This window comes from Alcanivorax sp. IL3 (assembly GCF_047495465.1).
GTDB lineage: Bacteria > Pseudomonadota > Gammaproteobacteria > Pseudomonadales > Alcanivoracaceae > Alcanivorax > Alcanivorax jadensis.
In genome coordinates this window covers 1,779,777-1,805,742 of the sequence record NZ_CP179931.1, presented here as the reverse complement: position 1 = coordinate 1,805,742, position 25,966 = coordinate 1,779,777, and the positions used below count along the sequence as shown (strand labels likewise).

Here is a 25,966-nt window from a genome sequence, read left to right as displayed (position 1 = left end):
CTGCTCCTTAAAATTCAATGCCATCGATGGCGGCGACAGTCAGAATATCCTTGTCTCCACGACCGGACAGATTGATAACGATGTCCTGATCCGGTGACATGGTCGGAGCCAGTTTGCGAGCATAGGCCAGCGCATGGGCCGACTCCAGGGCCGGCATGATGCCCTCTACCTGGGTCAGCTCACGGAAAGCCGAGAGGGCTTCCTTGTCATCCGCCGACACATACTTCACCCGCCCCAGATCCTTGAGCCAGGAATGCTCTGGCCCCACACCGGGATAATCCAGCCCAGCGGACACGGAATGGGTTTCGATGATCTGGCCGTTATCGTCTTCCATCAGGTAGGTACGGTTACCGTGCAATACACCCGGACGGCCGGCACTCAAGGGCGCCGCATGGCGGCCGGTTTCGATACCGTCACCCGCAGCTTCCACGCCATACATGGCCACACCATCATCATTGAGGAAAGGGTGGAACAGGCCAATGGCGTTGGAACCGCCGCCGACACATGCCACCAGCGCATCAGGCAGCTTGCCGGCCTGCTTGAGGCTCTGCTCGCGGGCTTCGCGACCGATCACGCACTGGAAGTCACGCACCAGTAGCGGATAGGGATGCGGGCCGGCCACGGTACCGATGATGTAGAAGGTGTCATCCACATTGGTAACCCAGTCACGCATGGCCTCGTTCATGGCGTCTTTGAGGGTTTTTGAACCGGACGTGACCGGAATCACCTCAGCGCCAAGCAGCCTCATGCGATAGACGTTGAGCTTTTGCCGCTCCACGTCCTCCGCACCCATATACACCTGGCACTCGAGACCCAGGCGGGCCGCCACAGTGGCCGTTGCCACACCATGTTGTCCTGCTCCGGTTTCTGCAATCACCCGCGGCTTACCCATATGCTTGGCAAGCAGGGCCTGGCCAATGGTGTTGTTTACCTTGTGGGCACCGGTGTGATTGAGGTCTTCACGCTTGAGCCAGATCTTTGCCCCGCCGAGCTGCTTCGACCATCGCTCCGCCAGATACAGCGGAGACGGACGGCCAACATAGTGGGCCAGGTCGTAGTCGAAATCCGCACGGAATTGCGGATCATCCTTGAGACGCTCATACATGGCGGCCAGATCGTCCAGAGCCCCCATCAGGGTCTCGGAAACAAAACAGCCGCCAAACTGGCCGAAATGGCCTCGGGCGTCAGGAAAAGCAGAAAAATCAGGGCGTTCAGACACCAGCTACTCCTCGTATTTTCGCACTTTTGATAAAGGCGCGGATGGCGGACGGGTCCTTGACCCCTCCACTGCGGCCGCCCTGAACAGTCTTCTGCTCAACGCCGCCACTGACATCCACCGCCCAAGGCCGCACCTGTGCTACGGCATCGGCCACATTGCCCCGGTGCAGGCCACCGGCCAGCACCACGGGAAGGGGCAGATCCTTGGGTAATCTGCCCCAGTTAAACGTCTCACCGGTACCACCGGGCACACCGGGCACATAGCTATCGACCAGAAGCCCTGCCGCCTCACGATACTCCATCGCGCAGCGATACAAATCCACATCATCTTTCATGCGCACCGCCTTGATCCACGGACGCGAAAAACGGGTGCAGAACTGCGCGGGCTCATCACCATGAAATTGCAGCAGATCCAGCGGCACCTGAGCCAGCACATGGTCAATGGTGGCTTGCGACGCATTCACGAACAAACCAACCGTGGTCACAAACGGGGGCAAGCTGGCGCATATTGCCGCCGCCCGGGCGACCGTAACGTAACGGGGGCTGGGCTCGTAAAATACCAGACCAATAGCATCGGCACCGGCGTTTGCTGCCGCCAGTCCATCCTCGATGCGGGTGATGCCACAGATTTTGACCCGGGGTATGGTCATGGGTTCTCCAGTGTATCAAAAGCCCGGCGGATTAGGGATGTTTCGGGGCATTGGCAATAAATCATTTACCACTGCCCGGCTGCTCATTATGCCTCAAGGGAATCCGGCAACCACAGGGGGCCAAGCGGCTCTCTGGGTAAATCGAAATGGTCCGGGTATTCGATGTCGACGAGGTACAAACCAAATGGTGGTGCCGTTGCAGCCCCCTTGCGACGGTCCCCGGATTCCAGCACCTCACGAGCCCAATGGGCGGGTCGCTTACCCGCCCCGATCGTCATCAGCACGCCTGCTATATTACGCACCATATGCATCAAGAAGGCGTTAGCATGAGCCTCCAGCACGATCACCTTGCCAAATTCATGCAGTTTCAGACTGTGCAGTGTCTTGTGCGGTGACTTCGCCTGACAGTGCACACTGCGGTAAGCAGTAAAATCGTGGCTGCCGACCAGGTGACCGGCTGCTTCACGCATGGCGTTGAGATTCAGCGGTCGATAATTCCAGGTAACCTGATTGCGATACAGGGCCGGTGGGCGTGGGTGGTTGTAGATCACGTATCGATAGCGGCGACTGACGGCAGAAAAACGCGCATGAAATTCTTCGCTCACCGGAGTGGCCCAGCGAACGGTCACATCCCGAGGCAGGTTGGTATTGCCACCCATGATCCAGCTTTTCATTTCCCGGGGAGCATCGGAGTCAAAATGCACCACCTGACCGGTGCCATGCACGCCGGCATCAGTGCGACCAGCACAGACCACCGACACAGGATGGTCCGCCACTTTCGATAGCGCCTTCTCAAGGCATTCCTGCACAGTTCTTACGCCGGCTTGCTGGGTCTGCCAGCCGCGAAAGTCGGTACCGTCGTATTCAATTCCAAGGGCGATCCGGGCCATGGCAACCTCAGTTAAAAGGTCAAAGCTGAAAGTTAAATCGCGAACCAAAGTGCCAACCAGCCGATAAGATGGAGCCACACTTACCAGCCCTGCTTTGCGGGCAGGGTGCTCAACGTCAAACACCACCCCGCCACACACTGTTTCAACCCTGAACTTCCAACTCGCAGCTAAACAAAAAGGGGGCGATACCATAAGGCATCGCCCCCTTATTTCCTAGCAGTAGAGGTTAACCAACCTGCCCCATCAGCTCACGGGCTTCCGCCTGTTGCTGATCGCTACCTTCAGAGATCACCTCATTGAGGATATCACGAGCACCTTCGCTGTCGCCCATATCGATATAGGCCTTGGCCAGGTCCAGCTTGGTAGCGTTTTCGTCGGTCTCCCCGAGGAAGTCGAAATCGTCCTCGTCGCCCAGCACATCGCCGGTCGCCGCCTGCGGTTCCGGAGACGATGCAATCTCCTCAGCCGGCTCAGCAGGAGCTACCGGGGCTTCCGGTTCCGGCTCAGGAGTCGGAGCTTCTTCCCGGACAGGATCCTCGTCCAGAGAGAGGCTGTCACCCTCACCCTCCAGTTCCAGGTCTTCATCACCCAGCAGATCTTCCAGAGAGGCAGCCTGCTCGGATGCCGGTGTCGGTTCATCAGCGGGCATTTCCAGATCCAGATCGGCGAGATCATCCTCTGTGTCACTGTCCGCAGAACTGGCCGAGGGATTTCTCCGCTTCATCCAGTTCAAGGTCCAGATCAGCCGGGGTGTCATCGGCGCTGTCGTCAGAACCGCCATCCAGGTCCAAATCATCCAGGGAAAGATCCAGCTCTTCCTTGTTATCTTCGCTGTCGCCGGACTCATCGAACTCGAGGCTCGTGTCATCCAGATTCAGATCCCCATACTCGGCATCACCATCGCCCATGGAGGAACTGCTGACATCGTCCAGTTCCAGAACAGGGCTGGCAGCCAGGGACTGCTTGTCCGCGTCGGACAGAGGTATTTCCTGCCCGGCTTCCGTTTTGCTGTCGTCTTCAAAATCCAGGCTGAAATCATCATTCAGAGAGGCCGTATCCTCGGAAGGATCCAGCATCAGAGTGTGATCTTCAGTGTCGCTGCCCTCATCCGCATCCAGCTCGAAATCGAAATCAGCCAGCTCATCGTCCTGATGCCCTTTCGCCTGGTCATCAGAGGCGTCGGTGGACAATTCCGGCTTATCGGCCTGCATGGTGGGGACATCGTCATCCAGACCGGAGGACAGGCCCATTTCAAGATCATCCAGGGACAACGCTTCATCATCGCTGTCTGATGTCTGGGATGGAACACTGCCGCCCAGACGGGCAATGGCTTCATCCACCTCGGCGGAAGTGCCAGCAAAAATGCTGGTCTGCTGTTGGAAGGCAGCATCGTCATTCATTTCCTTGAGCAGCTCCAACAAGCGAACTTTCAGATCGGCCCGCTGAGGATGCTTGTTGATTTCGTTGCGCAGGAAATCCACCGCCTGCGGGTAGCGGCCATAGGCCACATAGACTTCCACGTCTTCCAGCGGATCCTGGCTGCTACTCTGCTCCGGAACGTCAGCTTCTTCATCGTGGTCAGCGACGGCACCGGTAGCGACATTGTCATCGTCCAGGTTGAGGCCAAATTCGTCCTGACCGTCATCGTCCAGATCTTCAAAAAGAGCACCATCAGTCTCGTCGTCACCACCGTCCTTCTTCTTGCCGCGCAGCAGCAGGAAGAGCAATAACAGGATGGCAACCAAGCCCAGAGCGACATACATCAGGTTGTCGAGCAACAGGGCAACGATGCCGCCCTGCTGCTCCTGGACGGGAGGCTGCGCAGGTGCCACCGGCTTTGGCTTGACCACTTCTGGCGCTTTTTCCACTGCAGGCTCAGCCGCAGTAACGGTGGCATCAGTATTGTCCTGTGCGTCACGGTCCGCACCTTCCGCATCATCAGCGGCTGCAGAGCCATCCTCGGTAACGCTGGCATCTGTTTGCGCCACAGTAGCACTGTCAGCGTCGTCGCCCGCGGTCGGCTCGGAAGCCTCGTCACCGTTAGCCGTTATGTCATCGTCGCTAGCAACAGTGGAATCAGTTTCTTCATCTGCAAGTCGCCACAGGTTCAGCTGGCGCTTCCATAAGCGGATCATCGCCTTCCACAGCGACACCCTGCTCTTCACGCAACTTGCGGAGTTCTTCCTGCAATTGAGCAATCTGATCGTTACGCAGCTTCAGCAATTGCTCGCTGGTACGGGTTTGGCCTTCAAGGTCATCCAGACGGGATTTGAGCTCGGAATTTTCCCGGTCAAGACGGTCCAGATTCTCGTCACGAATGGCCAGCTCATTCTCAAGCACTGCGGTATTGGCACTGCCATCGCGGGCCGAGCCGGTGCTGTCACCGTCATCTACACCAGCAGTGGATTCCGGGGAAACCAATTTCACCTGGCCAGTGGTCGGACCCTGCTCATCGTCATCGCTGCCGGCAGCCTGGCGGCTACCATCAAGCTGGGCACGCTGTTGAGGGGCCTCAATACCACGGGCCTCCAGCATCTCGCGCCATTTACGATTCTGGTCAGCCACTTCCACAATGGCATTGCGGGTAGAGATATTGCGCACTTCCTGTTCGTTGGGAATGCGCAGCACCGTCCCTTCCCGAACCAGGTTGACGTTATTGTTGATAAAGGCGTCAGAATTCATGGTCTGGATAGCGACCAGCATCTGCTGCACGGACACACTTTCTGCAGGACGGTTGTCGAGGGCGATACGCCACATGGTGTCTGAGGCTTTCACCGTGTAGGTGTTGCGCTGGCCGCTATCCGCCACCGGCGCCGGGCTTGCAGATTCTGACGGGGATGACTGGGCGACCGGACGGCTCGGCGCGGCTTGCGGCTCAGGTTCTGCCTCAGTGCGGGTTACCGGCTGTGGTGCCCGGCTGATGGTCGGAGCGGCTGTAGAAGCGCTGTCGGCATAGCTGGGCGGGTCCAGCAGCACCGTGTACTCACGCATCAGTCGACCGGTCGGCCAGAGAAACTCCACCAGGAAATTCAGATAGGGTTCGCGAACTGGTTGATCCGTAGTGACATGTAGCCGCGCCTTGTCACCGGCCTGCAAGCTCGACCGCAAAATCCATACGGTTGAGGAAATAGGCACGATCCACCCCGGCTGCGTCGAATTCGGCCTGCGACGCCAGGTTCACGAGGATTTCCTCTGCGGTCAGATCCCCAACCTCATGCAGGGAAATTTCCATATCCAGGGGTTGATTCAGGTAGGAATTCAGCTCGTATTCCCCAACCCCTAAAGCCGCCGCAACGCCTGGTGACATGATTACCAGTGCGGTTAAGCCAAACCCAAGTTTTCGAAGCATGGTCGAACCCTTTATTTATTATGTTTCCCGCGCTCAGCCCGATCCCGCGGGCGCTACCGGACGAACCCGAGGCGGCAAGCAGTCCTATGACGCTGATCACACATTCTGCCCCAGGCTGGACTCAAAACCTAGAAACCGCGTCACATAATGTCAGTAAGTATCCATTACAGATAGTCTTTTAGCAACTTCTCGACCACCTTCACCGCGTTAAGAGCGGCCCCCCAACGGACATTGTCGGCGACGCTAAAATAGCTCAAACCGCCGCTGCCTTCCATGTCTTCCCGGGTTCGAGAAATCCGCAGGCGCGGCTCCCCTTCCACCGAAGCCACCGGGGACATTGCCTGGGGGTCGTCATTTTCCAGCACATCCAGATCATTCTGCCCCTCCCAGACCGACAGCGCCTGCGCCATTGCCAGGGGCTGAATGCTACGAACCGACACACTCTGCCCATGGCCATAGAAGACCGGCACGCGCACCGTGGTGACCTGAACCGACAAGGGCTGGTCGGCCAGCACACGGCGGGTTTCCAGCATCAGCTTGAGCTCTTCGCTGGTAAAACCGTTTTCTTGAGCCTGGCCGCTAAGCGGCAGTGCATTAAAGGCAATCTGGGCCTGGGCCGCCTCGCTGGGCGACAGGCCATTAAGCAGGCGCACGCTCTGCTGGGCCAGTTGATCCACCCCGCTCCTGCCAGTCGCAGACACCGCCTGAAGCTGGGTCACCACCACTTCCTGCAACGGGGCCATATCAGCAAGAGGCTTGAGAGCCCGCACCAGCTGGACGGTGGCGGCATCCGCACAGGCTACCAGGTTGTTTTCCCGGGCCTGACCAAGCAGCTCATCGTTAACATCAGCCACCAGCAACGGCACATCGGATTCGTAACGAAACGCCGGTGACAAATCCACCACCATCGCCCCTGCTTCGGCAGCCCGGGGCGCCAATTGCTGACTCACCGTGGCGCCAGCGGCAAACAGCGCCACCTCCACTTGCGAAAAGTCGAAATCTTCGGTTTTCTTTACGGTCAGCGATTTGCCGCCGAAGGACACCTTGCCCCCTGCCCCGTTTTCAGATGCCAACACAAAAAGCTCGCCGACCGGAAATTGCCGATCTGCCAGCAGCTTGATAATGGCCTCGCCGACCAGTCCGGTTGCACCGACAATGGCAAGATTGATTGAACGCATAGAAACCTCGCGACAACGATGCTGCAGGAGCGCTGATAACATCCCCCACAAATACAAACGCGGGCACGGCCTTGATACTACCTCGGCCCTGCCCGCGCTTTTCTACTTTCACTATTTAGCAGCTTATCAACGCTCCATAAGGATACGCAGCATGCGACGCAGCGGCTCCGCCGCGCCCCACAACAGCTGGTCGCCCACGGTAAAGGCATTCAGGTACTCGCCACCCATGTTGAGCTTGCGCAAGCGACCTACCGGGACGCTCAGGGTACCCGTCACCGCCGTGGGAGTCAGATCCCGCAGGGTAGCCTCTTTTTCGTTGGGCACCACTTTCACCCAGTCATTGGCCTTGCCGATGATCTCGTAGATTTCATCCAGCGGCACATCGCGGGTGAGCTTCACTGTCAGGGCCTGGGCGTGGCAGCGCATGGCGCCGATACGCACACAGGTGCCATCCAGAGCAATGGGATCCGCGGCACGACCCAGAATCTTGTTGGTTTCTGCCTGGGCTTTCCACTCTTCCTTGCTCTGACCATTTTCCATTTCCTTGTCGATCCAGGGCAGCAGGGAGCCCGCCAGGGAATGACCGAAATGTTCCGTGGGCAGATCGCTGCTGCGCATGGTGGCCGCCACCTGGCTGTCGATATCCAGGATCGCACTGGACGGATCCCCCAGCTTGTCTGCCACATCGCCATGAATCTTGCCCATCTGGGCAATCAGCTCACGCATGTTCTGGGCGCCGGCACCAGATGCCGCCTGATAGGTCTGGGCACTCGCCCATTCAACCAAGCCTTCATTGAACAGGCCACCCAGGGCCATCAGCATCAGGCTGACGGTGCAATTGCCACCCACATAATCCTTCACACCCTTATCCAGGGCACTGTCGATCACATTACGGTTGACCGGATCCAGCACGATAACGCTGTTGTCCGCCATACGTAGGGCAGAAGCAGCATCAATCCAGTAACCGTCCCAGCCGGCTTCACGCAGCTTGGGATACACCTCATTGGTGTAATCGCCACCCTGACAGGTCACGATCACATCCAGGGTCCTCAGCTCATCAATGCTCTTGGCATCGCCCAGGACAGAAATATCCTTGCCCACATTGGGGCCCGCCTGACCGACCTGGGAGGTCGAGAAAAAGACCGGTTCGATATCTGCAAAATCATTTTCGGCAATCATGCGCTCCATCAGAACGGAACCCACCATGCCACGCCAGCCGACAAAACCGACTTTCTTCATTGGAAAACTGTCTCCTGAAAGGATTGCCCTTTCTATCTGTGAATAAACGGGTGAACGCGCTATTACGCCTGGGCCAGAGCTTCGGCCACGGCGTTACCCATCTCTTCAGTGCCCACTTTGCGAGTGCCCTCGGTGTAGATGTCCGCAGTACGCAACCCCTGATCCAGTACTCGCTCTACCGCAGCTTCAATGGCATCCGCCACATCGCCGCGCTCCAGGCTGTAACGCATCAGCATGGCCAGCGACATGATGGTCGCCAGCGGGTTGGCTATGCCCTGGCCGGCAATATCCGGTGCCGAGCCGTGGCAGGGTTCGTACAAGCCCTTGCGGTTCTCGTCCAGGGACGCGGAGGGCAGCATTCCGATGGAGCCGGTGAGCATGGCGGCTTCATCGGAGAGAATGTCACCGAACAGGTTACCGGTGACAATCACATCAAACTGTTTCGGCGCACGCACCAACTGCATGGCCGCGTTGTCCACATACATGTGGGACAACTCGATCTCCGGATAGGCCTTGGCCTCCTCGGTGACCACTTCTTTCCAAAGTTCGGTGACTTCCAGCACGTTGGCCTTGTCCACCGAACAGACTCGCTTGTCACGCTTCATGGCCAGCTCGAAAGCCACCTTGGCGATACGGCGCATTTCCGACTCGGTGTACACATAGGTATTGAAACCTACGCGCTCGCCGTTCTCTTCCTTGATACCACGGGGCTGACCGAAGTAGATGCCACCGGTCAGCTCGCGCACGATCAGGATATCCAGCCCGGAAACCACTTCAGGTTTCAGGCTGGAAGCATCCGCCAGTTGCGGAAAGAGGATCGCCGGGCGCAGATTGGCAAACAGGCCCAGCGAGGAACGCAGGCGTAGCAGGCCACGCTCCGGGCGCTTGCCCCGCTCAATGGCGTCCCATTTGGGGCCACCGATGGAACCGAACAAAATCGCATCTGCAGCGCGGGCCTTTTCCAGGGTACCTTCCGGCAGCGGATCACCTTCCGCGTCCACCGCCGCGCCGCCCACCAAGGCCTCATCCAGCTCTACATCGAGGCCAAATTTCTGTTTGGCGACATTCAGCACCTTCACCGCTTCATCCACGATTTCCGGGCCGATACCGTCACCGGGCAACACCAGTACCTTGCTCATTACCTGCTTCCTGTTTACTGCTTGATCTGAACACTTGATCTGAACACTTGATCTGAACACTTGATCTATTGCTTAAAAGTTTTTGCTTACCAGCACATCGTCAGGTGCCGAGGCTTTGACCAGCTCCAGAGTGTAATCACCCTTATTGCCGGGAGATGGTTTCACCCGCACCTGGTAAATGCCCTTTTCTTCAAAGGTATGGCGGAATTTTCCGAACCGCAGGATGCCGCCTTGGTCGGCAAACACTTCCACGGAACGCTCGCCGGCATCAATAAACACCGACTCCACGCCGCCCTGCTCGGAAATCCGGTCACCGTCGACCTTGAAGATTTCCGCCTTGGCAGAGCTACTGGTGGGCATCTGCCAACCACCGCCGCCATCACCATTTGCAGCTACGGAAAGCTGGTTGTCCACACTCAGTTTGGCCGCATCACCCGCGTCCGGTTCGTTGTACATGCCGGTCGCACAACCGGCCAGAGTCAGTACTGACAGCAAAGATAAAATTCGCAACATGTGTCGCCTCCTTGTTTTTTCTTTTAATGGTCCCGGACTCTGTTACTGGAAAATCCAGGGTTCCCGCTCGGCGCGGCGTGCTTCATAGGCACGAATGGTCTCTGCCTCGTTGAGCGTGAGGCCGATTTCATCCAGACCGTTGAGCAGACAATGCTTGCGAAACTCATCAATCTCGAACGCCAGCGGCTCCCCGCTTTCCGGGATCACCTGCTGTTGCTCCAGATCAATAGTGATTCGGAAGCCTTCCTTCCCTTCCACCGCTTTGAACAGGGCTTCCACGTTATCCTCAGACAACACAATGGGCAATAACCCGTTTTTGAAGCAGTTGTTGTAGAAGATATCCGCAAAGCTCGGTGCAATGATGGCCTTGAAGCCAAAATCCATCAGTGCCCAGGGAGCATGTTCACGGCTGGAGCCACACCCGAAGTTGCGACGGGTAAGCAGAATGCTGGCGCCCTGATAACGGGGCTGATTCAGCACAAAGTCTTCGTTTTTCGGGCGCTGGCTGCTGTCCTGGCCAGGAAAACCCTCATCCAGGTAGCGCCATTCATCAAACAGATTCGGCCCGAAACCGGTACGCTTGATGGACTTGAGAAACTGCTTGGGGATGATCTGGTCGGTGTCCACATTGGCACGATCCAACGGCGCGACCAGCCCTTCCTGACGAATAAACTTTTCCATGATCTGCTCCTCAGGCCTGGTCGAGTTCGCGAATATCCACAAAATGGCCCGCCACCGCAGCGGCCGCGGCCATGGCCGGACTCACCAGATGCGTGCGGCCACCATTGCCCTGACGCCCCTCGAAATTACGGTTGGAAGTGGACGCACAGTGTTCACCGGCTTCCAGGCGGTCAGGATTCATGGCCAGGCACATGGAGCAACCCGGCTCCCGCCATTCGAAGCCAGCTTCAATAAAGACCTTGTCCAGACCTTCCTTCTCGGCCTGCTGCTTGACCAGACCGGAGCCCGGCACCACCAGCACTTGTTTGACGGAATCCGCTTTTTTGCGGCCCTTGGCCACCTCGGCTGCGGCTCGCAGGTCTTCAATGCGTGAGTTGGTACAGGAGCCGATAAAGACCCGGTCGACCTTGATATCTGTGACCGGAATACCTGGCTTCAGCCCCATGTACTCGTAGGCGCGCTGCATGCCAGAGCGCTTCACTTCATCGCTCTCGGCCTGCGGATCCGGCAACATGGCATCTACCGGCACCACCATCTCCGGACTGGTGCCCCAGGACACCTGCGGACGGATATCCGCCGCATCAATATTCACTTCCGCGTCGAATTCGGCATCCGCATCGGACACCAGGGTTCGCCAGTAATCCACCGCCTTGTCCCAGTCCTCACCTTTCGGCGCGAAGGGGCGACCTTCCACGTAATCAATGGTGGTCTGATCCACCGCTACCATGCCGGCACGGGCACCAGCCTCAATGGCCATGTTGCAGATGGTCATTCGCCCTTCCAGGGACAAGCCGCGAATGGCGCTGCCGGCAAATTCGATAGCATAGCCGTTGCCGCCAGCGGTACCGATGATGCCGATGATATGCAACACCACATCCTTGGCGGTGACAGCGGGACTCAAATCCCCTTCCACGGACACCCGCATGTTGTTCATTTTTTTGGCCACCAGGGTCTGGGTCGCCAGCACATGTTCAACCTCGCTGGTGCCGATACCATGGGCCAGACAGGCCAGCGCGCCATTGGTGGACGTATGGGAATCACCGCAGACCACGGTCATACCGGGCAGGACGGCACCCTGCTCCGGCGCCATCACGTGAACGATGCCCTGGCGTACATCACCAATACCGAATTCGGTAATGCCAAATTCGCGAGTGTTGTCCTGCAGAGTCTGTACCTGGATCCGGGAGGTCTGATCCACAATTTCAGCGGCCGACTTGAATGGCGTGGTCGGTACATTGTGGTCGATGGTGGCCACACTGGCGCCCGTACGCCAGGGTTTACGGCCGGCCAGGCGCAGGCCTTCAAACGCCTGGGGCGAGGTCACCTCATGGATGATCTGACGGTCAATATAGATCAGCGCGGAGCCATCCTCACGCTCGGTGACGAGATGGGCGTCCCACAATTTATCATAGAGGGTTTTGCCGGCCATGTTTCTCTCCCTGCGTCGCACTGCAGCAACTTCATCATTGCGACTGGTTTGTCAATAACGATTAATGTAGGGTTCACCCACCAATAAATCCAATTCATATTTTTCATTTTTAAGATAACCAATTATTATCTCGCAACCGAACAACTGGATGCCCCGGTAATGATAGACACACCGACCCTGAGCGCCTTCATGGGAGTGGCTGAAACCGGCTCGTTTTCTGCCGCCGCTGAGCGCCTCTACATCACGCAGCCTGCCATCAGCAAACGCATCGCCCTGCTCGAACAGCAGCTTGGCGCCCGTCTCTTTGATCGGGTGGGCCGTCAAATTCAGCTTACCGAAGCAGGTCGCTCCCTGCTGCCACGGGCCAGGCAGGTGCTGATGGACGTGGAAGACATGGCTCGGGCCATCCACGACCTGTCCGGCTCGGTCACCGGCAAATTGCGCATTGGCACCAGCCACCATATCGGCCTGCACCGCCTGCCGCCGGTGCTGCGTCAGTTCTCCCGGGACTACCCGCAAGTGGAACTGGACATCCATTTTATCGATTCGGAAGAAGCCTGGGAGGGAGTGCTGCACGGGGAACTGGAAATGGGCGTAGTCACCTTGCCTCCGCAGCCGGATGAGCGTCTGCAAAGTGATGTGATCTGGCGCGATCCGCTGGTGTTCATGTGCGCGCCGGAGCACCCGCTGGCCAAGGTGGACAATATCACCCTGGAAACCCTCACCGGCTACAGCGCCATCCTGCCGTCACCGGTCACCTTTACACGCGGCATCGTGGAGCGGCTGTTTGACGAACATAATCTTAAGCTCAATATCGCCATGTCCACCAACTATCTGGAAACCATTCACATGATGGTGTCCATCGGCCTGGGCTGGAGCGTCCTGCCTGCCACCATGGTGGATGGCTCGGTGGTGGAATTGGCCGTGGATGTACCGTTACCGGAGCGGGAGCTGGGTGTGGTGATTCACCCTGCCCGCACTCGCTCCAATGCCGCCAGGGCGTTTTTGCAGGCGCTGGAGGCATCCGGCCTGTAACTGCTTAAGCGGTTGAATCGCCGGAACGGGTAACGCCGCCCACGATAAGCAACATGGCCGCCAGCACGGCGGCCAGCGCCGCGCCGAAAAACAGGTCCACTCCCCACTGCTGCCACAGCAAACCGGACAACCCGGCACCCGCCGCCCAGCCTGCGCCAAAGCCCAGGCTGGAATACAGGGCCTGTCCCTGACCGCCCAGTGACGCCTCAAACTGCTTGTGCACCCAGGCGATGCTGGCCGCATGAAAGCTGCCAAAACTGGCCGCGTGGAGCAGCTGGGCAAGCGCAAGCCATAACAACGAATCGGCTACCACACCAATCAGCAGCCAACGCAGGGCCGCCAACAGCAGACTGGCCACCAGAATCCAGGGAATAGAGAAACGCCGCATCAGCCGATGCATGACCAGAAACAACCCTACCTCCGCCAGTACACCCAGCGCCCACAGGCTACCCACCACGAACTTGCTGAATCCCAGATCCTGCAGATAGATGCTGTAGAACGTGTAGTAAGGCCCATGGGAGAGCTGCATCAGAAAAGCGGCCACCAGAAACAGGGAAACGGCCGGACGTCGCAACACGCTCCACACAGATGGCCCACCCTGTTCCCGATGACGCGCCTCCCCGTCACCCGCCGGCAACGTCAACGTACCCAGCCACAACAGCCACAACAACGCGCTCAATACCCAGGGCAGCAGATCAGTACCCAGCCGGTCCAGCGCCTCGCCAAGCACCAGTACCGCCAGGATAAACCCCACTGAGCCCCACAGGCGCACAAGACTGTAGCGGTGAGACTGACGCCCCAGAGACTGCAAGGTGAGGACTTCAAACTGGGCCAGTACCGCGTTCCAGAAGAAACTGAACGACACCAGCAGTGCCGCCATGGACCAGAACTGATCGATCCAGAACACCGGCAGGAACACTATCGCCGCAAGCAGGTTTCCGGTCCGGATGATACGCAGGCGCTGGCCGCTCCGATCCGCCAGCCAACCCCACAGGTTAGGGGCACCAATTTTGGTCAGCTGGGGAATGGCCATCAGCAGGCCGATGGCGGCAGCGCTGAAACCCAGGTCCTTCAGGTACAGGGACCAGTAAGGCACCAGGGTGCCCAGTAGTCCGAAATAGAGGAAATAGAAGCCTGACAATCGCCAGTAGTAAGGCATTAGGGGCTGAACCTTGGCGTGGCGGTTAAATGAATGGAAGGCCGGACGTCTGATGTCGGACATCCGGCGCTAAATCAAACCTGCCGTAGGAGCGTCGCTGGCGGCGCGATCAAAGGCGTTGAACAGCAATGTAACCACAGAGATCGCCGAGGAAAAGACTGGTTTTTTCTCTGTGTACTCTGTGCCCTCTGTGGTGAAAATGCTTTTGATTACGTGTCATCGCGCCGCCAGCGACGCATCCTACGGATGGTCAGGCATTTAAATCGGCGGAAATGGTGGCGTCACATCGCCGTTCTGCGCCCGATGGCGCAGGCAATGGTCCATGAGCACCAGGGCCAGCATGGCCTCGGCAATAGGAGTGGCCCGCACGCCCACGCAAGGATCGTGGCGCCCCTTGGTAACCACTTCAACCGGGTTCCCTTGCAGATCAATGCTCTTGCCGGGAATCAGGATGCTGGAAGTGGGCTTGAGCGCCATGGCCACACGGATGGTCTGCCCGGAGCTGATACCTCCGAGCACACCGCCGGCATGGTTGCTGAGGAAGCCTTCCGGGGTCATCTCATCACGATGTTGCTCACCGCGCTGATTGACCACTGCAAAGCCGTCGCCTACTTCCACACCCTTGACCGCGTTGATGGACATCATTGCCTTGGCCAGATCCGCGTCGATACGATCGAACACCGGCTCGCCCCAGCCCGGCGGCACGCCGTCGGCAAACACTTCCACCCGTGCACCGATGGAAGAGCCATCCTTGCGCAGCGCATTGATGAGAGCTTCCAGCTCCGGCACCTTGCCTGCATCCGGGAAGAAGAAAGGATTGCTGTTTACGGTAGACCAGTCGAATTGCTCCGCTTTGACCTCACCGATTTGAGTACAGCCCCCATAGATGCGAATACCCAGTGTCTGCTCCAGATACTTGCGGGCAATGGCGCCGGCCGCCACGCGCATGGCCGTTTCCCGGGCCGATGACCGCCCGCCGCCGCGGTAATCGCGGAAACCGTATTTCTGCGTATAGGTGTAATCCGCATGCCCGGGCCGGAAGGTGGTGGCGATGTCGGAGTAGTCCTTGGACTTCTGGTCGGTGTTTTCGATCAGCAAGCCGATGGACGTGCCGGTGGTCTTGCCCTCGAACACCCCGGAAAGGATCTTCACCTGATCCGGCTCACGACGCTGAGTGGTGTAGCGGCTGGTGCCTGGCTTGCGCCGGTCCAGCTCCACCTGCAGGTCTTCCTCGCTGATTTCCAGCCCCGGCGGGCAGCCATCCACGATGGCCCCCAGTGCCAGGCCATGACTCTCACCAAAGGTGGTGATGCGAAAACGTTCACCAAAACTGTTGCCGGACATGCGGATCCTCAAAAAAGCATTGGGCCATTGCATCTCCCCTCACCTGCCCGGTAAAAGGAGCATCAACGGCTCAGGAAGAAAACTGTTCGCGGTATTCTAGCAGCTGTTGACGGGTAAGCATGAATACCCCGTGGCCACCACGCTCGAATTCGAACCAGAAGAAAGGCACCTGCGGCCACTGATTGACCATGGCTTCCCAGCTATTGCCCACCTCCACGATCAATACCCCGTGCTCGGTAAGCTTATCAGGGGCCTCACTCAGCAGGCGGCGGGTAAAATCCAGGCCGTCATCGCCGGAGGCCAGTGCCAATTCCGGTTCGTGGCGGTATTCATCCGGCAGGCTGGCCATATCCTGTGCATCCACATAGGGCGGATTGGAGACGATCAGGTCATAGGGGCCATCCACCTGGGCTAGGCCATCGGAATGCAGGGCTTTCACCTGCCCTTCCAGGCCATGACGGCGAATATTGTCTTCACAGACGGCCAGAGCTTCTTCACTGATATCACTGCCGTCCACGCGGGCATGGTCAAACGCGTAGGCACAGGCGATGGCGATACAGCCGCTGCCAGTGCACAAATCCAGCACCGCATGGACCTGCTCCGGCTCTACCCAGGGGGTGAAGGATTGCTCGATCAGCTCTGCCAACGGCGAGCGGGGAATCAGGACGCGTTCGTCCACGTAAAAGGGCAACCCGCAAAACCAGGCTTCATGGGTCAAATAAGGTACCGGAACCCGGTCATTCACCCGACGACACAGCAAGCCCAGATAGTCACTGATTTCAGAAGGCAACAAGCGGGCATCGAGAATGCGAGGATCGCCATGCAACGGCAGAGACAAGGTGCTCATCAACAGCGCCAGCGCCTCGTCCCAGGGGTCATCATTACCGTGACCAAAGAAAACCTCACCGGCACGCAGGGCACTCTCACCAAAACGCAGACAATCCCTGACTGTGTGCAGGGCGGTAACGGCTTCTTTCTGTTGTTGCGGGCTAATCACGGCATCCTCCTCAAGCAGGCGGCGAAGATTAGCACAAAATCCGCCATGAAAGCCTGTAGAGGGTAACTTGTTGGCCTGCCAGCAGGCATGGCTGTTAACCTGCAAATGGTGTCGGTTAGCAGCAATGTCGGCATAGGAAAATCAAGTGGCATCATTTCAGCGACAGCAGCATTGCGTATAAGATGCGCTCACGCTCTCTGGCAGGCTGTTGAAAAGGATTAGTATGACCGCAGTTACGGTGTTCCAAGACGGCCCTTTTACCTTGGTGGATTTGAAGAACGGCACCCTGGTCGACATGAGCGTGGAACTATCGATCTATCGACAGCGACTGACCCTGTTCAACATGAATCTCCAGCGCAAACAGCTGGCAATCTATGTGGGTCGCATCTGTGGGCTCGACTTTACCGCCTCCCGCTATGCCTGCGGCGAAGACTTCAAGCAAATTACCGAGGCCAAAGTGCTGGTACTGGAAAGCATACTCAACCGTACCTTTGCCAACATGATGCTGACCCTGAACAAACCGCAATTCCCGGTCTACGTGTGTGCGAGCCTGGCAGAGGCCAAGGCGTGCCTGCTGGAAAAACACCCCCGGGAGGAACAGTGAGCGCGATCTGGTTATTGAAAACCGAGCCCGACACTTTTTCCATCAATGACCTGCAGGCCTGTCCTGGGGGCACCAGCGGCTGGGACGGAGTGCGCAATTACCAGGCTCGCAATCGTGTGCGCGACGAGATGAACGAAGGTGATTGCGTGCTGATCTACCACTCCAGTTGCGCACAGCCCGCCATTGTCGGTGAAGCCTGTGTGGTCAGTGCCCCCTACCCGGACCCCAGCCAGTTTGATCTCGACTCAGGGGGGTTCGACAATCGCAGCAGCCGCGAAGAACCGCGCTGGTATCAGGTGGATATCCGTTATCTGTGCACGTATCCGCAGCCCCTGTCGCTGAAAACCCTTCGCCAGTACGCGGAGTTTGCGGATATGGAACTGGTTGTGCGGCCACGCCTGTCAGTACAGAAAGTCACCGAACGTCAGTTTCAGCGCATCCAGCAACTCTGCATGCCAGAAAGCGCCAGCGCCTGACCAGCAAGCGAACCAGTGCGGTGCACAGCATCGCACCAGCGCAAGACTGCGCCCCAAAACCGCGCAGGCAGATACGAAAAAAGCACGACACTCCCCCATAATCCCTTCCGTGGCCGGCTTGGCACAGCGGTTGCAATTGCCCCTTCGTCACTACTAACGAATGGGATTCATACCATGCCACAGCGCCGTTTACCCTGGTTTGCCTTACTGCTACTCCCCGGCCTGGCCAGGGCGGATTCGCTCAGCGCCGTTGATACGGTCTGGATTGCCGTGGCTGCCGCCCTGGTTTTCTTCATGCAAGCGGGCTTCGCGCTGCTGGAAAGTGGCATGAGCCGCGCCAAGAATGCACTGAACGTGGTGATGAAAAACTACATGGATTTGTGCGTGGGCACCCTGGTGTTCTGGGGTGTGGGGTTTGGCGTGATGTTTGGCACCAGCAGCACCGGCTGGTTTGGCGAAGACCAGTTCATGCTCAGCCACGCCGACGGCAGTACCTGGGCCATGCTGCTGTTCCAGATCATGTTTGCTGCCACCGCTGCCACCATCGCTTCCGGCGCCATGGCAGAACGCACCCGTTACGTGGGCTACCTGTGTGGGGCCATTGTCATTACCGGGCTGATCTATCCGCTCTACGGCCACTGGGCCTGGAACAGTGAGGGCTGGCTGGCCAAGCTCGGCTTTATCGATTTTGCTGGCTCCACCGTGGTGCACAGCATCGGCGGCTGGTGTGCCCTGGCCGGAGTGTTGGTGGTTGGCCCACGACTGGGCCGCTTTGACCGTCACGGCCAGCCCCGGACCATCCCCGGGCATAACCTGTCCTACGTGGCTCTGGGTGGCTTTATACTCTGGTTTGGCTGGTTCGGCTTCAATGGCGGCTCCACCCTGGCTGCCAGCGTGGATATTGCCAAGGTGAATCTGAATACCCAGCTCGCTGCCGCCGCCGGTGCGGTGGGCAGCGTGATCTACCGCATGGTCAGCCGCCGACCGATTCTGTTGACGGAAACCGTCAACGGCAGCCTTGCAGGTCTGGTGGCGGTTACCGCCGGCTGCGCCGTGATGACACCGGGCTTTGCTGTCCTCACCGGCCTGGTCGCCGGTGCGCTGGCGGCCTTCGGGGCGAGAATGTTGCTAGCGTTACGCCTCGATGATGTGGTCGGCGCGGTGCCGGTGCATGCCTTCGCCGGTGCCTGGGGCACCCTGGCCGCTGGACTGTTCTACGATGGTGACCTGTTCAACCCGGAACGAATTACCGTACAGCTGCTGGGCATCGTGGTTGCATTTGGCTGGGCCTTCTTCACCGCCCTGGTGATGTACATGCTGGTGTCCTTGCTCACAGGCCTGCGAGCCCCTGCTCTGCATGAACAACGCGGCCTGGACCTGAGCGAACACGCAGAAAGTGGCTATCCGGAGTTTCCCCAGAACACGCTTTATAACAGTGAGCTGACCCGCTCGGCGGAGTCTCGTCCATGAGTCAGGAGCTGCAACGTCGACGGCGCGCCATTGCCACCGGGCTGACGCCCTACATGAACGAACCTCTCTTGCTGGAGGCGATCAGCCTCTGGCAACAAACCTATGCCGAACGCCCTCGCTTTTCCCTGCAGGGCTTTGTCAGTGAGTTGTGTCAGATGTTCGACCTGGGGGAGCGCCGGCATCAGATCCATATGAGCCTGGTGCAGGCCATGACACTGTCGGAGCAGGAACTGGCCGACGATCCGCTGGCCGGCAGCGAGGAAAACCCCGCCCGGGAGCACCCTTGCAGCCAGGCGTTCGAGCAGATCATGCGCTCGCTGTGGGAAGGCATTGGCGCCCGTGCGGCAAGCCAGTTGCGGCTGGACATGGCCGCCCAGCTGCGCAGCAATCAGGTCGGGGCGGAAACCCGGCTGACCATGGAATACTGGCTGCAAGCTCCGGAACGCCCGCTGGCCCCACTGACACTGGCCGCCCTGCGCGATCAGCTCAACCGTACTTATGTGCTGTTGTGCGAAAGACTCGGACCGGTGGAAGCCGACCAGCAACTGAAGGCGGCCTATCAGAACGCCCTGCAAACCCGCATTGACCCGACGGCATTGCGCCAGCTGCTGTAGAAGGGTTCCTGCCATTTCAGCCATGTGACACCACCGAGGATCAGGTAGTCTTGTAATCCTGTTCGCGCGTTGAGCCATAACAACAACCGATAGGGAACACCATGAAGCTACACCACCAGATCTTTATTGCCATGCTGGCCGGCGCCCTGGTCGGCAGCCTGACCAGCGAGTCCACTACCCTGTTCGGGGTCCCGATACTGGCCGGTTACGACCTGGTAGGAAGTCTGTTCATCAATGGTTTGAAAATGGTGGTGGTGCCCCTGATTGTCACCGCCATCATCAATGGCATGACCAGCGTCGGCGACGGCAACAATCTGGGTCGAATGGGGCTAAAAACGGTAGCACTGTACATGACCACCACCGTGGTCGCGGTGCTGATCGGGCTGCTGACTGTCAATCTGTTCAGCCCCGGGGTCATCGACGGCCAACCGGCCCGGGACCTGCTTGGTCTGGCCAGTGATACCGAAGCGGTACTGGCTGGCATCGAAGGGCGAGGCGCCGGGGATTTCACCCAGATCCTGATGCAGATGCTACCCCCAACCTGATTGCTGCCGCTGCCGATGGGCAGATGCTTGGCCTTATCGTGTTCGCCCTGTTGTTCGGCTATTTTCTGCGCACCGAACGCAATGATGCCGGCCGCAGTCTGCGAGATCTGATCGAGGGGATTTATCAGGTGGTGATGAAAATCACCATGCTGGTGATTCGTTTCACACCGCTGGGGGTGTTCGCCCTGATTGCCGCCACGGTGACCCGCACCGGCCTTGATGCCATCGAGCCGCTGGCCTGGTTTTTCGCTTCAGTGGTCGTTGCACTCACCCTGCATGCCTTTGTTTTCATGCCGGCATTGGTGTTTTTCCTGGCGCGCCGCTCACCGTTGCGGCACATCCAAGCCATGACACCGGCCCTGCTCACCGCGTTTTCCTCGGCCAGCTCCGCAGCTACCCTGCCGTTGACCATGGAATGCGTGCAGAACCGGGCCGGGGTATCACAACGAAGCAGCAGCTTCGTACTGCCACTGGGGGCCACCGTCAACATGGACGGCACGGCCCTGTATGAGTGCGTGGCCGCCATGTTTATCGCCCAGGCCTATGGCATGGACCTGTCGCTGGCGACACAATTCATGATCGTGATAACCGCGGTACTCACCTCCATTGGCGTGGCCAGTATTCCGGCCGCGTCCCTAGTGGCAATCACCGTGATACTGGCTGCCATCGGACTACCGGCGGAAGCTATCGGCCTGATTCTGGTCACCGACCGGCTACTGGACATGTTCCGCACCGCAGTGAACGTATGGGGCGACAGTGTCGTCACCGTAGTGCTGGCACGCAGCGAAGGGGAAGAACAGGTGCTGCAGAGGCCGGTAGCCGACGCAGAGAGAATGGCGCAGGCGGCAAGCGCCCACGCCGGACAAGGTCAGACTGACAAGTGATGGTCGCGGTTGTCCCAGTCACGCTTGATGGCCACCGCCGCACTGCCAACGATCGGCACCATGGCGGCAAATGCCAGCATGGCCGGGAACAGATTTTTCCCCTGATCGGCCAGACCGGCTACCATCAGCACGGTGAACAGAACAGCCACAACCAGAGCGAAAATGTCTTTACTGATACGAGAGATAGTAGTCATGGGTAACGCTCCTCTTAAATTGTTTTAGTGAACACATGTTAACTCACAAGAATGGAAAGTCAACACCTGTTCACTTTCAATGATTATTTCCCGGAGATCCCTTGAAACATAAGCCTACCCTGCTTATCAGCAATGCCTGCTCCGAACTTGGTCAGGCCCTGGTCAGTGACGCTGCAGAGCATTTTCGGGTTGCCCTGGCAGACGCGGATGGGCAACTCGGAAACCAACTTTGTGCCAACCTGCACGGCAATGGTCGAGAAGCGCTTTTCCTGGATTGTCTTCCCGGCAGCTCCCGCGACCGTCAACGGGGTGTAGAACGGGTGCTACGTCGCTGGCAACAGCTGGATACCGTGATTAACCTGCCCGCGCCACTGACCCTCGGCCCTTTCGAGGCGACCCAGACATCACACTGGCAGCGGGTTATGGATGAGCAACTGATGGATACGGTAAATCTGTGCCAGAGCGCGATCAGCGCCATGCACCGCCAGGAAGAAGGTGGCCGGATTCTCAATGTGGTACCGGAATACGGCATCCTGGCAGGGCCTCTGGCTGGCGCCCAGAGCGCTGCCAGCGCCGCCATCGTGGCCCTGGGAGAAAGCCTGCACAGTGAATTGCACAGTAGCGGTATCAGGGTGACCACCCTGGTGATCCCCCTGTATCAGGAGCAGGCCAGCAGCCTGTGCGCCACCGACCCGCTCAGCGACGCTCGCTTCCAGCGCAAGATTGCTCGCAGCCCGGTCACCCGAGAGGAGCTCAGCCAGCAGATCCTGGATGCCCTGAACAGCGATAACGCCCTGCACATCGCCTCCGGCTATACACGGGCGAAATGGCGGCGCAAGCGCTGGTTCAGGAAACGCTGGGAGCGGGGATTGCGGGAGTTAGGGGCGAGGTATCGGCGCTAAGAGCAAAAGACTGGTTTCACCACAGAGGACACTGAGAAAGATCAAAAGCCCCGCCGTCCCTCGCCGCGCATTTCAGTGCCCGCGATAACATGGCAGTCATAGCCCGGTTTTCACTCAGTGTTCTCTGTGCACTCTGTGGTAAAAATTATTCCAGCCACGTCAGGCAAACTGTTCCACATAACGCAGTGTATGCCGGTAATCCCCTGCCAGAGCATCGTCAATTTTCGGCGCCACCAGATCCACCAGTTTCCTGCCCACCAGGGGAACCGATGAGGTGATTTCCACCTGGGTTTGCTGGATGGACTGGGACTCACCGTCGGCGTTGAGCTCCATGGTGCCACTGATTTTCAACGGCACATTGCCAAGCTGAAAGCGATAGCGGGCCTGATAGAAACCCGGCCGGCCGGTGGCTTGCCACAGGAATTCCGTCAGCAAATCCGCCTGACTGGGCAGCAAACGCCGCGCAAATGACGGTACCTTGTCGGTGCGAATCTGTATCGGCTGAACGATCTGTATCAGCAGACCTTCCCCGGTCTCCTGGAAGGCCTGGAAACGGTAGTCATTTACCTTGCCCCATTCGAATCGTTGTTCGAAATAGGCCTTGCTGGTGAGAATCTCATAAAGCCGGTCCACGCCGACAGGAAATTCCCGGTCAACCATTACCTTCATGCTGTCTCCTGACCCGCCGGCGTCTGCTCAATCAATTTCAACAGGGGCGCCAGCTGGCGTTTCAAGTCCGGCAATGCATTCACCACCACACGGGGCTTGCCAGCCCGCAACAGGGTGAGTGCCTGCTCTATGGTTATCGAAGGCGTCGTCAGGGCGGTGGCCAGAGGCTCATCGGGGCCATCTCTGACCACCGCCCCGGGCCCGGCCAGGCGCGCCTTGCTCATCTGTTCATCCAATACCGCCTGAACCTGGCGGGGCATCAGCCCGGTATGCGCAGTGGGCGTATGAATGACCACCGACAGCGGCAATTGCTGTGCCCGGCCGCGAAATTGGAAAGCCAGTTTCTCGCTGACCTTCAACGCCCGCTCGACAAAACGCTGGGCGCCATTGGCTCCGGCACTGGGCAGCAGAATGGTAAATTGGGCCACGCTGCTTCTTGCCAGCGAATCTTCCTTACGTACCACTCCCCGCATCAATTGCGCCATTTTCATCAACACCATATCGGTTCTACGTTTACCGAGCTGTACGAAAAGTTGATTGAATTGGTAAATCTCCAGTTGCACAACCGATAGCGGGATCTGCTGACGACTGGCCAGGGCCAGCTCCTGGCGCAGGCGATGCTGCAGATAACGACGGTTACCGAGTCGGGTGAGCGGATCGATCATGGCCTGGCGGGCCAGTTCCTTGCGCTCACGCTGGTAGTGGGCATGGGCACGAGCACGGGCCAGAAGATCCGTGGAATTGAACGGTTTGCTGATGAAGTCGGTGCCGCCAAGACGCAGGGCTTCGCTGCGTGTTTCCTCGTCGTTCTCGGCACCGGTAACGATGATCACCGGCAGACCGGCAATGCCGTCATCGTCACTGGTGCGGATTTTTTTCAGTAACGTAAAGCCGTCCATCTCCGGCATCGCCAGGTCGGAAAAAACCACGCTGATGGTCGGGTTGTGGCAGATCATTTCCCAGGCTTCGACGCCGTTTTCCGCCACTTCGACACGAAATTCCCTGCCCAGCATCTTGTCAGCAGCAAGACGCATTACCTTCGAGTCATCGACAAACAGCAGCACCGGTTTGTTGTTGTTATCCATGTGGCTCCATTCCCTTTTTTACCACGGACAGCGCCCCTTTCAGGCCGGGCTCTCGCCCTCGCACATACCCGTAAAGCCGGGAATGACGCTGACAAAAATCCCCGCGCGCGATGGCAGGCAGATAATGTTCGTTGAGAAGATGCCCGGGGCGGTCGGCCAGGCAATAGACAGTGCCAGCGGTACTGTCCAGATGGGAAAGAATGCCGATCTGCGCCAGATAATCACGGCCGTTGGCAAAGTGTTCCACATAGGGCACCGGGTGACCGGCCGCAAGCGTCAGCTGCGGATCGATTTCCAGGCTGTCGGCCACCCCACCGATACAATAAATTTCCAGCTTCTTGACCAGTTGCCGGGCGCTCGGGTGACGCAGCAGTTTGCGCACGATATAGCTGGCAACAATGGTGCCCTGGGAGTGGCAGACCAGCACTACCTGATCATTATTTTCCAGTGCTTCCACCAGGATATTCAACGCCGGGCGCGACAGTTTGCCGTCCTTGCGCAGGGTACGAGCGGTAATCGACTCGGCCACATCGCGGATCAGTCCCCATGTAGGGGTATGGATCAGGTGCACCGGACGGCGAAAAATCCGCGCGATCTCGCTGGCATTGAGCAGCGCCACCGGCCCGGCCGTTCCCATGCCATTGATGAAGAACCAGCGCGAAGAGCGCCCTTCATGGGTGGTCCGCGGAGGATGGCAGACCAGGGTGCCCTGGCTGATGGACTCACGGGTGGCCGGCACCAGCAACTGCAAGAGCGAGAACAGGGCCTCACCGCGGCTTGAGTAGGATGACCAGGCCATTTCCGAGCGAACACCTGGCTCCCGGCCCAATGGTAGGACCATGCGGGGAATATCCGCTGCATGGGTCAGGCTAAGGCGCAGATCACGACGGATGGCAGAACGGTTGTCTACCAGACGGCGAAGCCATTGTCGGGGACGGTGCAACATTGGGAAGCCCTGATACGGGGTGGCGACAAATTCGCTCTAACACGAAAGTTCCCCTGTACAGTACGTCGAAATGCGCTATTTTGCCAGCAACAATAACGGCCAGCGCCACAACTCAACCTGAGCCAAATCAGTAGCTTATTTGATCAACCTTGTGTAGAACCCGAACTTTCAAAGCTGACATCAGTTATGTCTGTCGAGAGGAGTGTGCGATAAAAAAACAGGCCTGCCGTGCACAAAACGACAGACCTGACCAGGAGACCTTGTGATTCTCTCTATGGCGCTGTTTGTCTCAGACGAAGTACATCAGCAACCACTCGGCAACCAGTGCCGGCTTGTCCTCTCCTTCGATTTCCACCGTAAAGGCGAATTTCAACAACCACTGCCCTTCACGCTTTTCGGTGACCTCCAGCAAGGTGGCTACTGCTCGAACCCGCTTGCCCTCTTTCACCGGTGCCATGAATCGCAGTTTGTCGAAGCCATAGTTCATGGCCATTTTCATGCCTTTGGGCATCAAGAAGCCATCAATGGAGGCTTGCAGATAAGGCAGCAGCGACAGGGTCAGATAACCGTGTGCAATGGTGGTGCCGAAAGGGGTGTTCTTGGCCTGATCCGGATCCACATGAATGAACTGATGGTCCAGGGTCGCGTCAGCAAAAGCGTTAATTCTGTCCTGATCTATCTGGAACCAGTCGGACGCTCCCAGTTCCTTGCCCACGTAATCGGTCAGCGAGGCTACCTCAACCACTTTCATCGTAA

Annotated in this window: 27 protein-coding genes and 1 pseudogene; 7 read left to right on the top strand and 21 right to left on the bottom strand. The window is 58.4% G+C overall.

Features of this window, described 5'->3' with window-relative positions; translation table 11 throughout:
- Positions 1-7: 7 nt before the first annotated feature.
- From trpB to leuC, 13 genes are all read right to left on the bottom strand, one after another.
- Positions 8-1,219 carry a tryptophan synthase subunit beta gene (gene trpB, locus ACMG4M_RS08440; RefSeq protein WP_035244150.1) on the bottom strand — a complete coding sequence of 404 codons (1,212 nt, stop codon included), beginning with the start codon at positions 1,217-1,219 and terminating at the stop codon, positions 8-10.
- A complete protein-coding gene (locus tag ACMG4M_RS08435; RefSeq protein WP_272962640.1) occupies positions 1,212-1,868 on the bottom strand; it encodes a phosphoribosylanthranilate isomerase in 657 nt (218 codons plus the stop codon). The genes trpB and ACMG4M_RS08435 overlap by 8 nt, the downstream gene beginning before the upstream one ends.
- Positions 1,869-1,954: 86 nt before the next feature.
- Positions 1,955-2,758, bottom strand: coding sequence for a tRNA pseudouridine(38-40) synthase TruA (gene truA / locus ACMG4M_RS08430; protein WP_035244144.1), 804 nt, complete (start codon positions 2,756-2,758; stop codon positions 1,955-1,957).
- Positions 2,759-2,984: 226 nt separating this feature from the next.
- Positions 2,985-3,482, bottom strand: coding sequence for a FimV/HubP family polar landmark protein (locus ACMG4M_RS08425; protein WP_414431112.1), 498 nt, complete (start codon positions 3,480-3,482; stop codon positions 2,985-2,987).
- Entirely contained in the window at positions 3,442-4,893 is a 1,452-nt protein-coding gene (locus ACMG4M_RS08420) for a FimV family protein (RefSeq protein ID WP_414431111.1), read from the bottom strand. The genes ACMG4M_RS08425 and ACMG4M_RS08420 overlap by 41 nt, the downstream gene beginning before the upstream one ends.
- A complete protein-coding gene (locus tag ACMG4M_RS08415; RefSeq protein ID WP_414431110.1) occupies positions 4,844-5,893 on the bottom strand; it encodes a FimV family protein in 1,050 nt (349 codons plus the stop codon). Before ACMG4M_RS08415 ends, ACMG4M_RS08420 begins: the two co-directional genes overlap by 50 nt.
- A complete protein-coding gene (locus ACMG4M_RS08410) occupies positions 5,841-6,107 on the bottom strand; it encodes a FimV family protein (RefSeq protein WP_414431109.1) in 267 nt (88 codons plus the stop codon). Before ACMG4M_RS08410 ends, ACMG4M_RS08415 begins: the two co-directional genes overlap by 53 nt.
- A gap of 164 nt (positions 6,108-6,271) precedes the next feature.
- The gene (locus tag ACMG4M_RS08405; protein ID WP_035244143.1) at positions 6,272-7,285 is read right to left on the bottom strand and encodes an aspartate-semialdehyde dehydrogenase; all 1,014 of its coding nucleotides are present in this window, start codon (positions 7,283-7,285) and stop codon (positions 6,272-6,274) included.
- Positions 7,286-7,411: 126 nt separating this feature from the next.
- Positions 7,412-8,524 (bottom strand): aspartate-semialdehyde dehydrogenase, encoded by a 1,113-nt coding sequence (gene asd, locus ACMG4M_RS08400; RefSeq protein WP_414431108.1) that lies wholly within the window; start codon positions 8,522-8,524, stop codon positions 7,412-7,414.
- Positions 8,525-8,586: 62 nt separating this feature from the next.
- The gene (gene leuB, locus ACMG4M_RS08395; protein WP_277672948.1) at positions 8,587-9,663 is read right to left on the bottom strand and encodes a 3-isopropylmalate dehydrogenase; all 1,077 of its coding nucleotides are present in this window, start codon (positions 9,661-9,663) and stop codon (positions 8,587-8,589) included.
- 72 nt (positions 9,664-9,735) lie between these two features.
- Positions 9,736-10,176 carry a hypothetical protein gene (locus tag ACMG4M_RS08390; protein WP_414431107.1) on the bottom strand — a complete coding sequence of 147 codons (441 nt, stop codon included), beginning with the start codon at positions 10,174-10,176 and terminating at the stop codon, positions 9,736-9,738.
- Positions 10,177-10,218: 42 nt separating this feature from the next.
- On the bottom strand, positions 10,219-10,857 hold the full coding sequence (gene leuD / locus ACMG4M_RS08385) for a 3-isopropylmalate dehydratase small subunit (RefSeq protein WP_035244135.1): 639 nt from the start codon (positions 10,855-10,857) through the stop codon (positions 10,219-10,221).
- A gap of 10 nt (positions 10,858-10,867) precedes the next feature.
- The gene (gene leuC, locus ACMG4M_RS08380) at positions 10,868-12,286 is read right to left on the bottom strand and encodes a 3-isopropylmalate dehydratase large subunit (protein ID WP_035244134.1); all 1,419 of its coding nucleotides are present in this window, start codon (positions 12,284-12,286) and stop codon (positions 10,868-10,870) included.
- 159 nt (positions 12,287-12,445) lie between these two features.
- Here leuC and ACMG4M_RS08375 point away from each other — a divergent pair, with 159 nt between their 5' ends.
- On the top strand, positions 12,446-13,321 hold the full coding sequence (locus ACMG4M_RS08375) for a LysR family transcriptional regulator (protein WP_084573342.1): 876 nt from the start codon (positions 12,446-12,448) through the stop codon (positions 13,319-13,321).
- 4 nt (positions 13,322-13,325) lie between these two features.
- Here ACMG4M_RS08375 and ACMG4M_RS08370 read toward each other — a convergent pair whose 3' ends face one another.
- The 3 genes from ACMG4M_RS08370 to prmB form a co-directional block, all read right to left on the bottom strand.
- Positions 13,326-14,480 (bottom strand): MFS transporter, encoded by a 1,155-nt coding sequence (locus ACMG4M_RS08370; protein WP_414431126.1) that lies wholly within the window; start codon positions 14,478-14,480, stop codon positions 13,326-13,328.
- Between the two features lie 258 nt (positions 14,481-14,738).
- The gene (gene aroC / locus ACMG4M_RS08365; RefSeq protein ID WP_272962646.1) at positions 14,739-15,824 is read right to left on the bottom strand and encodes a chorismate synthase; all 1,086 of its coding nucleotides are present in this window, start codon (positions 15,822-15,824) and stop codon (positions 14,739-14,741) included.
- 70 nt (positions 15,825-15,894) lie between these two features.
- Positions 15,895-16,821, bottom strand: a complete 927-nt coding sequence (gene prmB / locus ACMG4M_RS08360; protein ID WP_084573341.1) for a 50S ribosomal protein L3 N(5)-glutamine methyltransferase — start codon at positions 16,819-16,821, stop codon at positions 15,895-15,897.
- Between the two features lie 223 nt (positions 16,822-17,044).
- Here prmB and ACMG4M_RS08355 point away from each other — a divergent pair, with 223 nt between their 5' ends.
- The 5 genes and pseudogenes from ACMG4M_RS08355 (at position 17,045) to ACMG4M_RS08335 (ending at position 21,414) form a co-directional block, all read left to right on the top strand.
- Entirely contained in the window at positions 17,045-17,425 is a 381-nt protein-coding gene (locus ACMG4M_RS08355; RefSeq protein ID WP_035244128.1) for a hypothetical protein, read from the top strand.
- Positions 17,422-17,901: an EVE domain-containing protein gene (locus tag ACMG4M_RS08350; protein WP_035244126.1), complete on the top strand. Its 480-nt coding sequence runs from the start codon at positions 17,422-17,424 to the stop codon at positions 17,899-17,901. The genes ACMG4M_RS08355 and ACMG4M_RS08350 overlap by 4 nt, the downstream gene beginning before the upstream one ends.
- Positions 17,902-18,075: 174 nt before the next feature.
- Positions 18,076-19,371: an ammonium transporter gene (locus ACMG4M_RS08345; RefSeq protein ID WP_035244124.1), complete on the top strand. Its 1,296-nt coding sequence runs from the start codon at positions 18,076-18,078 to the stop codon at positions 19,369-19,371.
- Positions 19,368-19,985 (top strand): hypothetical protein, encoded by a 618-nt coding sequence (locus ACMG4M_RS08340; protein WP_035244123.1) that lies wholly within the window; start codon positions 19,368-19,370, stop codon positions 19,983-19,985. Before ACMG4M_RS08345 ends, ACMG4M_RS08340 begins: the two co-directional genes overlap by 4 nt.
- Before the next feature lie 101 nt (positions 19,986-20,086).
- Positions 20,087-21,414: pseudogene (locus tag ACMG4M_RS08335) on the top strand (dicarboxylate/amino acid:cation symporter).
- Here the strand turns inward: ACMG4M_RS08335 and ACMG4M_RS08330 are convergent.
- Positions 21,399-21,608 (bottom strand): hypothetical protein, encoded by a 210-nt coding sequence (locus ACMG4M_RS08330; protein WP_035244118.1) that lies wholly within the window; start codon positions 21,606-21,608, stop codon positions 21,399-21,401. The pseudogene ACMG4M_RS08335 and the gene ACMG4M_RS08330 overlap by 16 nt on opposite strands.
- Positions 21,609-21,709: 101 nt before the next feature.
- On the opposite strand from ACMG4M_RS08330, the gene ACMG4M_RS08325 reads away from it, so the two are divergent.
- Positions 21,710-22,510, top strand: coding sequence for an SDR family NAD(P)-dependent oxidoreductase (locus ACMG4M_RS08325; RefSeq protein WP_414431106.1), 801 nt, complete (start codon positions 21,710-21,712; stop codon positions 22,508-22,510).
- Positions 22,511-22,669: 159 nt separating this feature from the next.
- Here ACMG4M_RS08325 and ACMG4M_RS08320 read toward each other — a convergent pair whose 3' ends face one another.
- The 4 genes from ACMG4M_RS08320 to ACMG4M_RS08305 form a co-directional block, all read right to left on the bottom strand.
- Positions 22,670-23,179, bottom strand: a complete 510-nt coding sequence (locus ACMG4M_RS08320; RefSeq protein ID WP_035244115.1) for a DUF2505 domain-containing protein — start codon at positions 23,177-23,179, stop codon at positions 22,670-22,672.
- Positions 23,176-24,264: a diguanylate cyclase domain-containing protein gene (locus ACMG4M_RS08315; RefSeq protein WP_272962652.1), complete on the bottom strand. Its 1,089-nt coding sequence runs from the start codon at positions 24,262-24,264 to the stop codon at positions 23,176-23,178. Before ACMG4M_RS08315 ends, ACMG4M_RS08320 begins: the two co-directional genes overlap by 4 nt.
- Entirely contained in the window at positions 24,257-25,210 is a 954-nt protein-coding gene (locus ACMG4M_RS08310) for a hypothetical protein (protein WP_035244113.1), read from the bottom strand. Before ACMG4M_RS08310 ends, ACMG4M_RS08315 begins: the two co-directional genes overlap by 8 nt.
- A gap of 289 nt (positions 25,211-25,499) precedes the next feature.
- Positions 25,500-25,961 (bottom strand): MaoC family dehydratase, encoded by a 462-nt coding sequence (locus ACMG4M_RS08305; protein WP_035244112.1) that lies wholly within the window; start codon positions 25,959-25,961, stop codon positions 25,500-25,502.
- Positions 25,962-25,966 lie beyond the last annotated feature (5 nt).

Excerpts from the sequence above, each read along its gene's own strand:
- aroC (WP_272962646.1), bottom strand. The coding sequence starts at position 15,824 with ATGTCCGGCAACAGTTTTGGTGAACGTTTTCGCATCACCACCTTTGGT.
- ACMG4M_RS08310 (WP_035244113.1), bottom strand. The coding sequence starts at position 25,210 with ATGTTGCACCGTCCCCGACAATGGCTTCGCCGTCTGGTAGACAACCGT.
- ACMG4M_RS08340 (WP_035244123.1), top strand. The coding sequence starts at position 19,368 with ATGAGTCAGGAGCTGCAACGTCGACGGCGCGCCATTGCCACCGGGCTG.
- ACMG4M_RS08370 (WP_414431126.1), bottom strand. The coding sequence starts at position 14,480 with ATGCCTTACTACTGGCGATTGTCAGGCTTCTATTTCCTCTATTTCGGA.
- ACMG4M_RS08375 (WP_084573342.1), top strand. The coding sequence starts at position 12,446 with ATGATAGACACACCGACCCTGAGCGCCTTCATGGGAGTGGCTGAAACC.
- ACMG4M_RS08405 (WP_035244143.1), bottom strand. The coding sequence starts at position 7,285 with ATGCGTTCAATCAATCTTGCCATTGTCGGTGCAACCGGACTGGTCGGC.
- leuC (WP_035244134.1), bottom strand. The coding sequence starts at position 12,286 with ATGGCCGGCAAAACCCTCTATGATAAATTGTGGGACGCCCATCTCGTC.
- ACMG4M_RS08320 (WP_035244115.1), bottom strand. The coding sequence starts at position 23,179 with ATGAAGGTAATGGTTGACCGGGAATTTCCTGTCGGCGTGGACCGGCTT.
- ACMG4M_RS08355 (WP_035244128.1), top strand. The coding sequence starts at position 17,045 with ATGACCGCAGTTACGGTGTTCCAAGACGGCCCTTTTACCTTGGTGGAT.
- ACMG4M_RS08315 (WP_272962652.1), bottom strand. The coding sequence starts at position 24,264 with ATGGATAACAACAACAAACCGGTGCTGCTGTTTGTCGATGACTCGAAG.
- asd (WP_414431108.1), bottom strand. The coding sequence starts at position 8,524 with ATGAAGAAAGTCGGTTTTGTCGGCTGGCGTGGCATGGTGGGTTCCGTT.
- truA (WP_035244144.1), bottom strand. The coding sequence starts at position 2,758 with ATGGCCCGGATCGCCCTTGGAATTGAATACGACGGTACCGACTTTCGC.
- ACMG4M_RS08345 (WP_035244124.1), top strand. The coding sequence starts at position 18,076 with ATGCCACAGCGCCGTTTACCCTGGTTTGCCTTACTGCTACTCCCCGGC.
- ACMG4M_RS08420 (WP_414431111.1), bottom strand. The coding sequence starts at position 4,893 with ATGATCCGCTTATGGAAGCGCCAGCTGAACCTGTGGCGACTTGCAGAT.
- ACMG4M_RS08390 (WP_414431107.1), bottom strand. The coding sequence starts at position 10,176 with ATGTTGCGAATTTTATCTTTGCTGTCAGTACTGACTCTGGCCGGTTGT.
- leuB (WP_277672948.1), bottom strand. The coding sequence starts at position 9,663 with ATGAGCAAGGTACTGGTGTTGCCCGGTGACGGTATCGGCCCGGAAATC.
- ACMG4M_RS08330 (WP_035244118.1), bottom strand. The coding sequence starts at position 21,608 with ATGACTACTATCTCTCGTATCAGTAAAGACATTTTCGCTCTGGTTGTG.
- leuD (WP_035244135.1), bottom strand. The coding sequence starts at position 10,857 with ATGGAAAAGTTTATTCGTCAGGAAGGGCTGGTCGCGCCGTTGGATCGT.
- ACMG4M_RS08305 (WP_035244112.1), bottom strand. The coding sequence starts at position 25,961 with ATGAAAGTGGTTGAGGTAGCCTCGCTGACCGATTACGTGGGCAAGGAA.
- ACMG4M_RS08425 (WP_414431112.1), bottom strand. The coding sequence starts at position 3,482 with ATGAAGCGGAGAAATCCCTCGGCCAGTTCTGCGGACAGTGACACAGAG.
- ACMG4M_RS08435 (WP_272962640.1), bottom strand. The coding sequence starts at position 1,868 with ATGACCATACCCCGGGTCAAAATCTGTGGCATCACCCGCATCGAGGAT.
- ACMG4M_RS08410 (WP_414431109.1), bottom strand. The coding sequence starts at position 6,107 with ATGCTTCGAAAACTTGGGTTTGGCTTAACCGCACTGGTAATCATGTCA.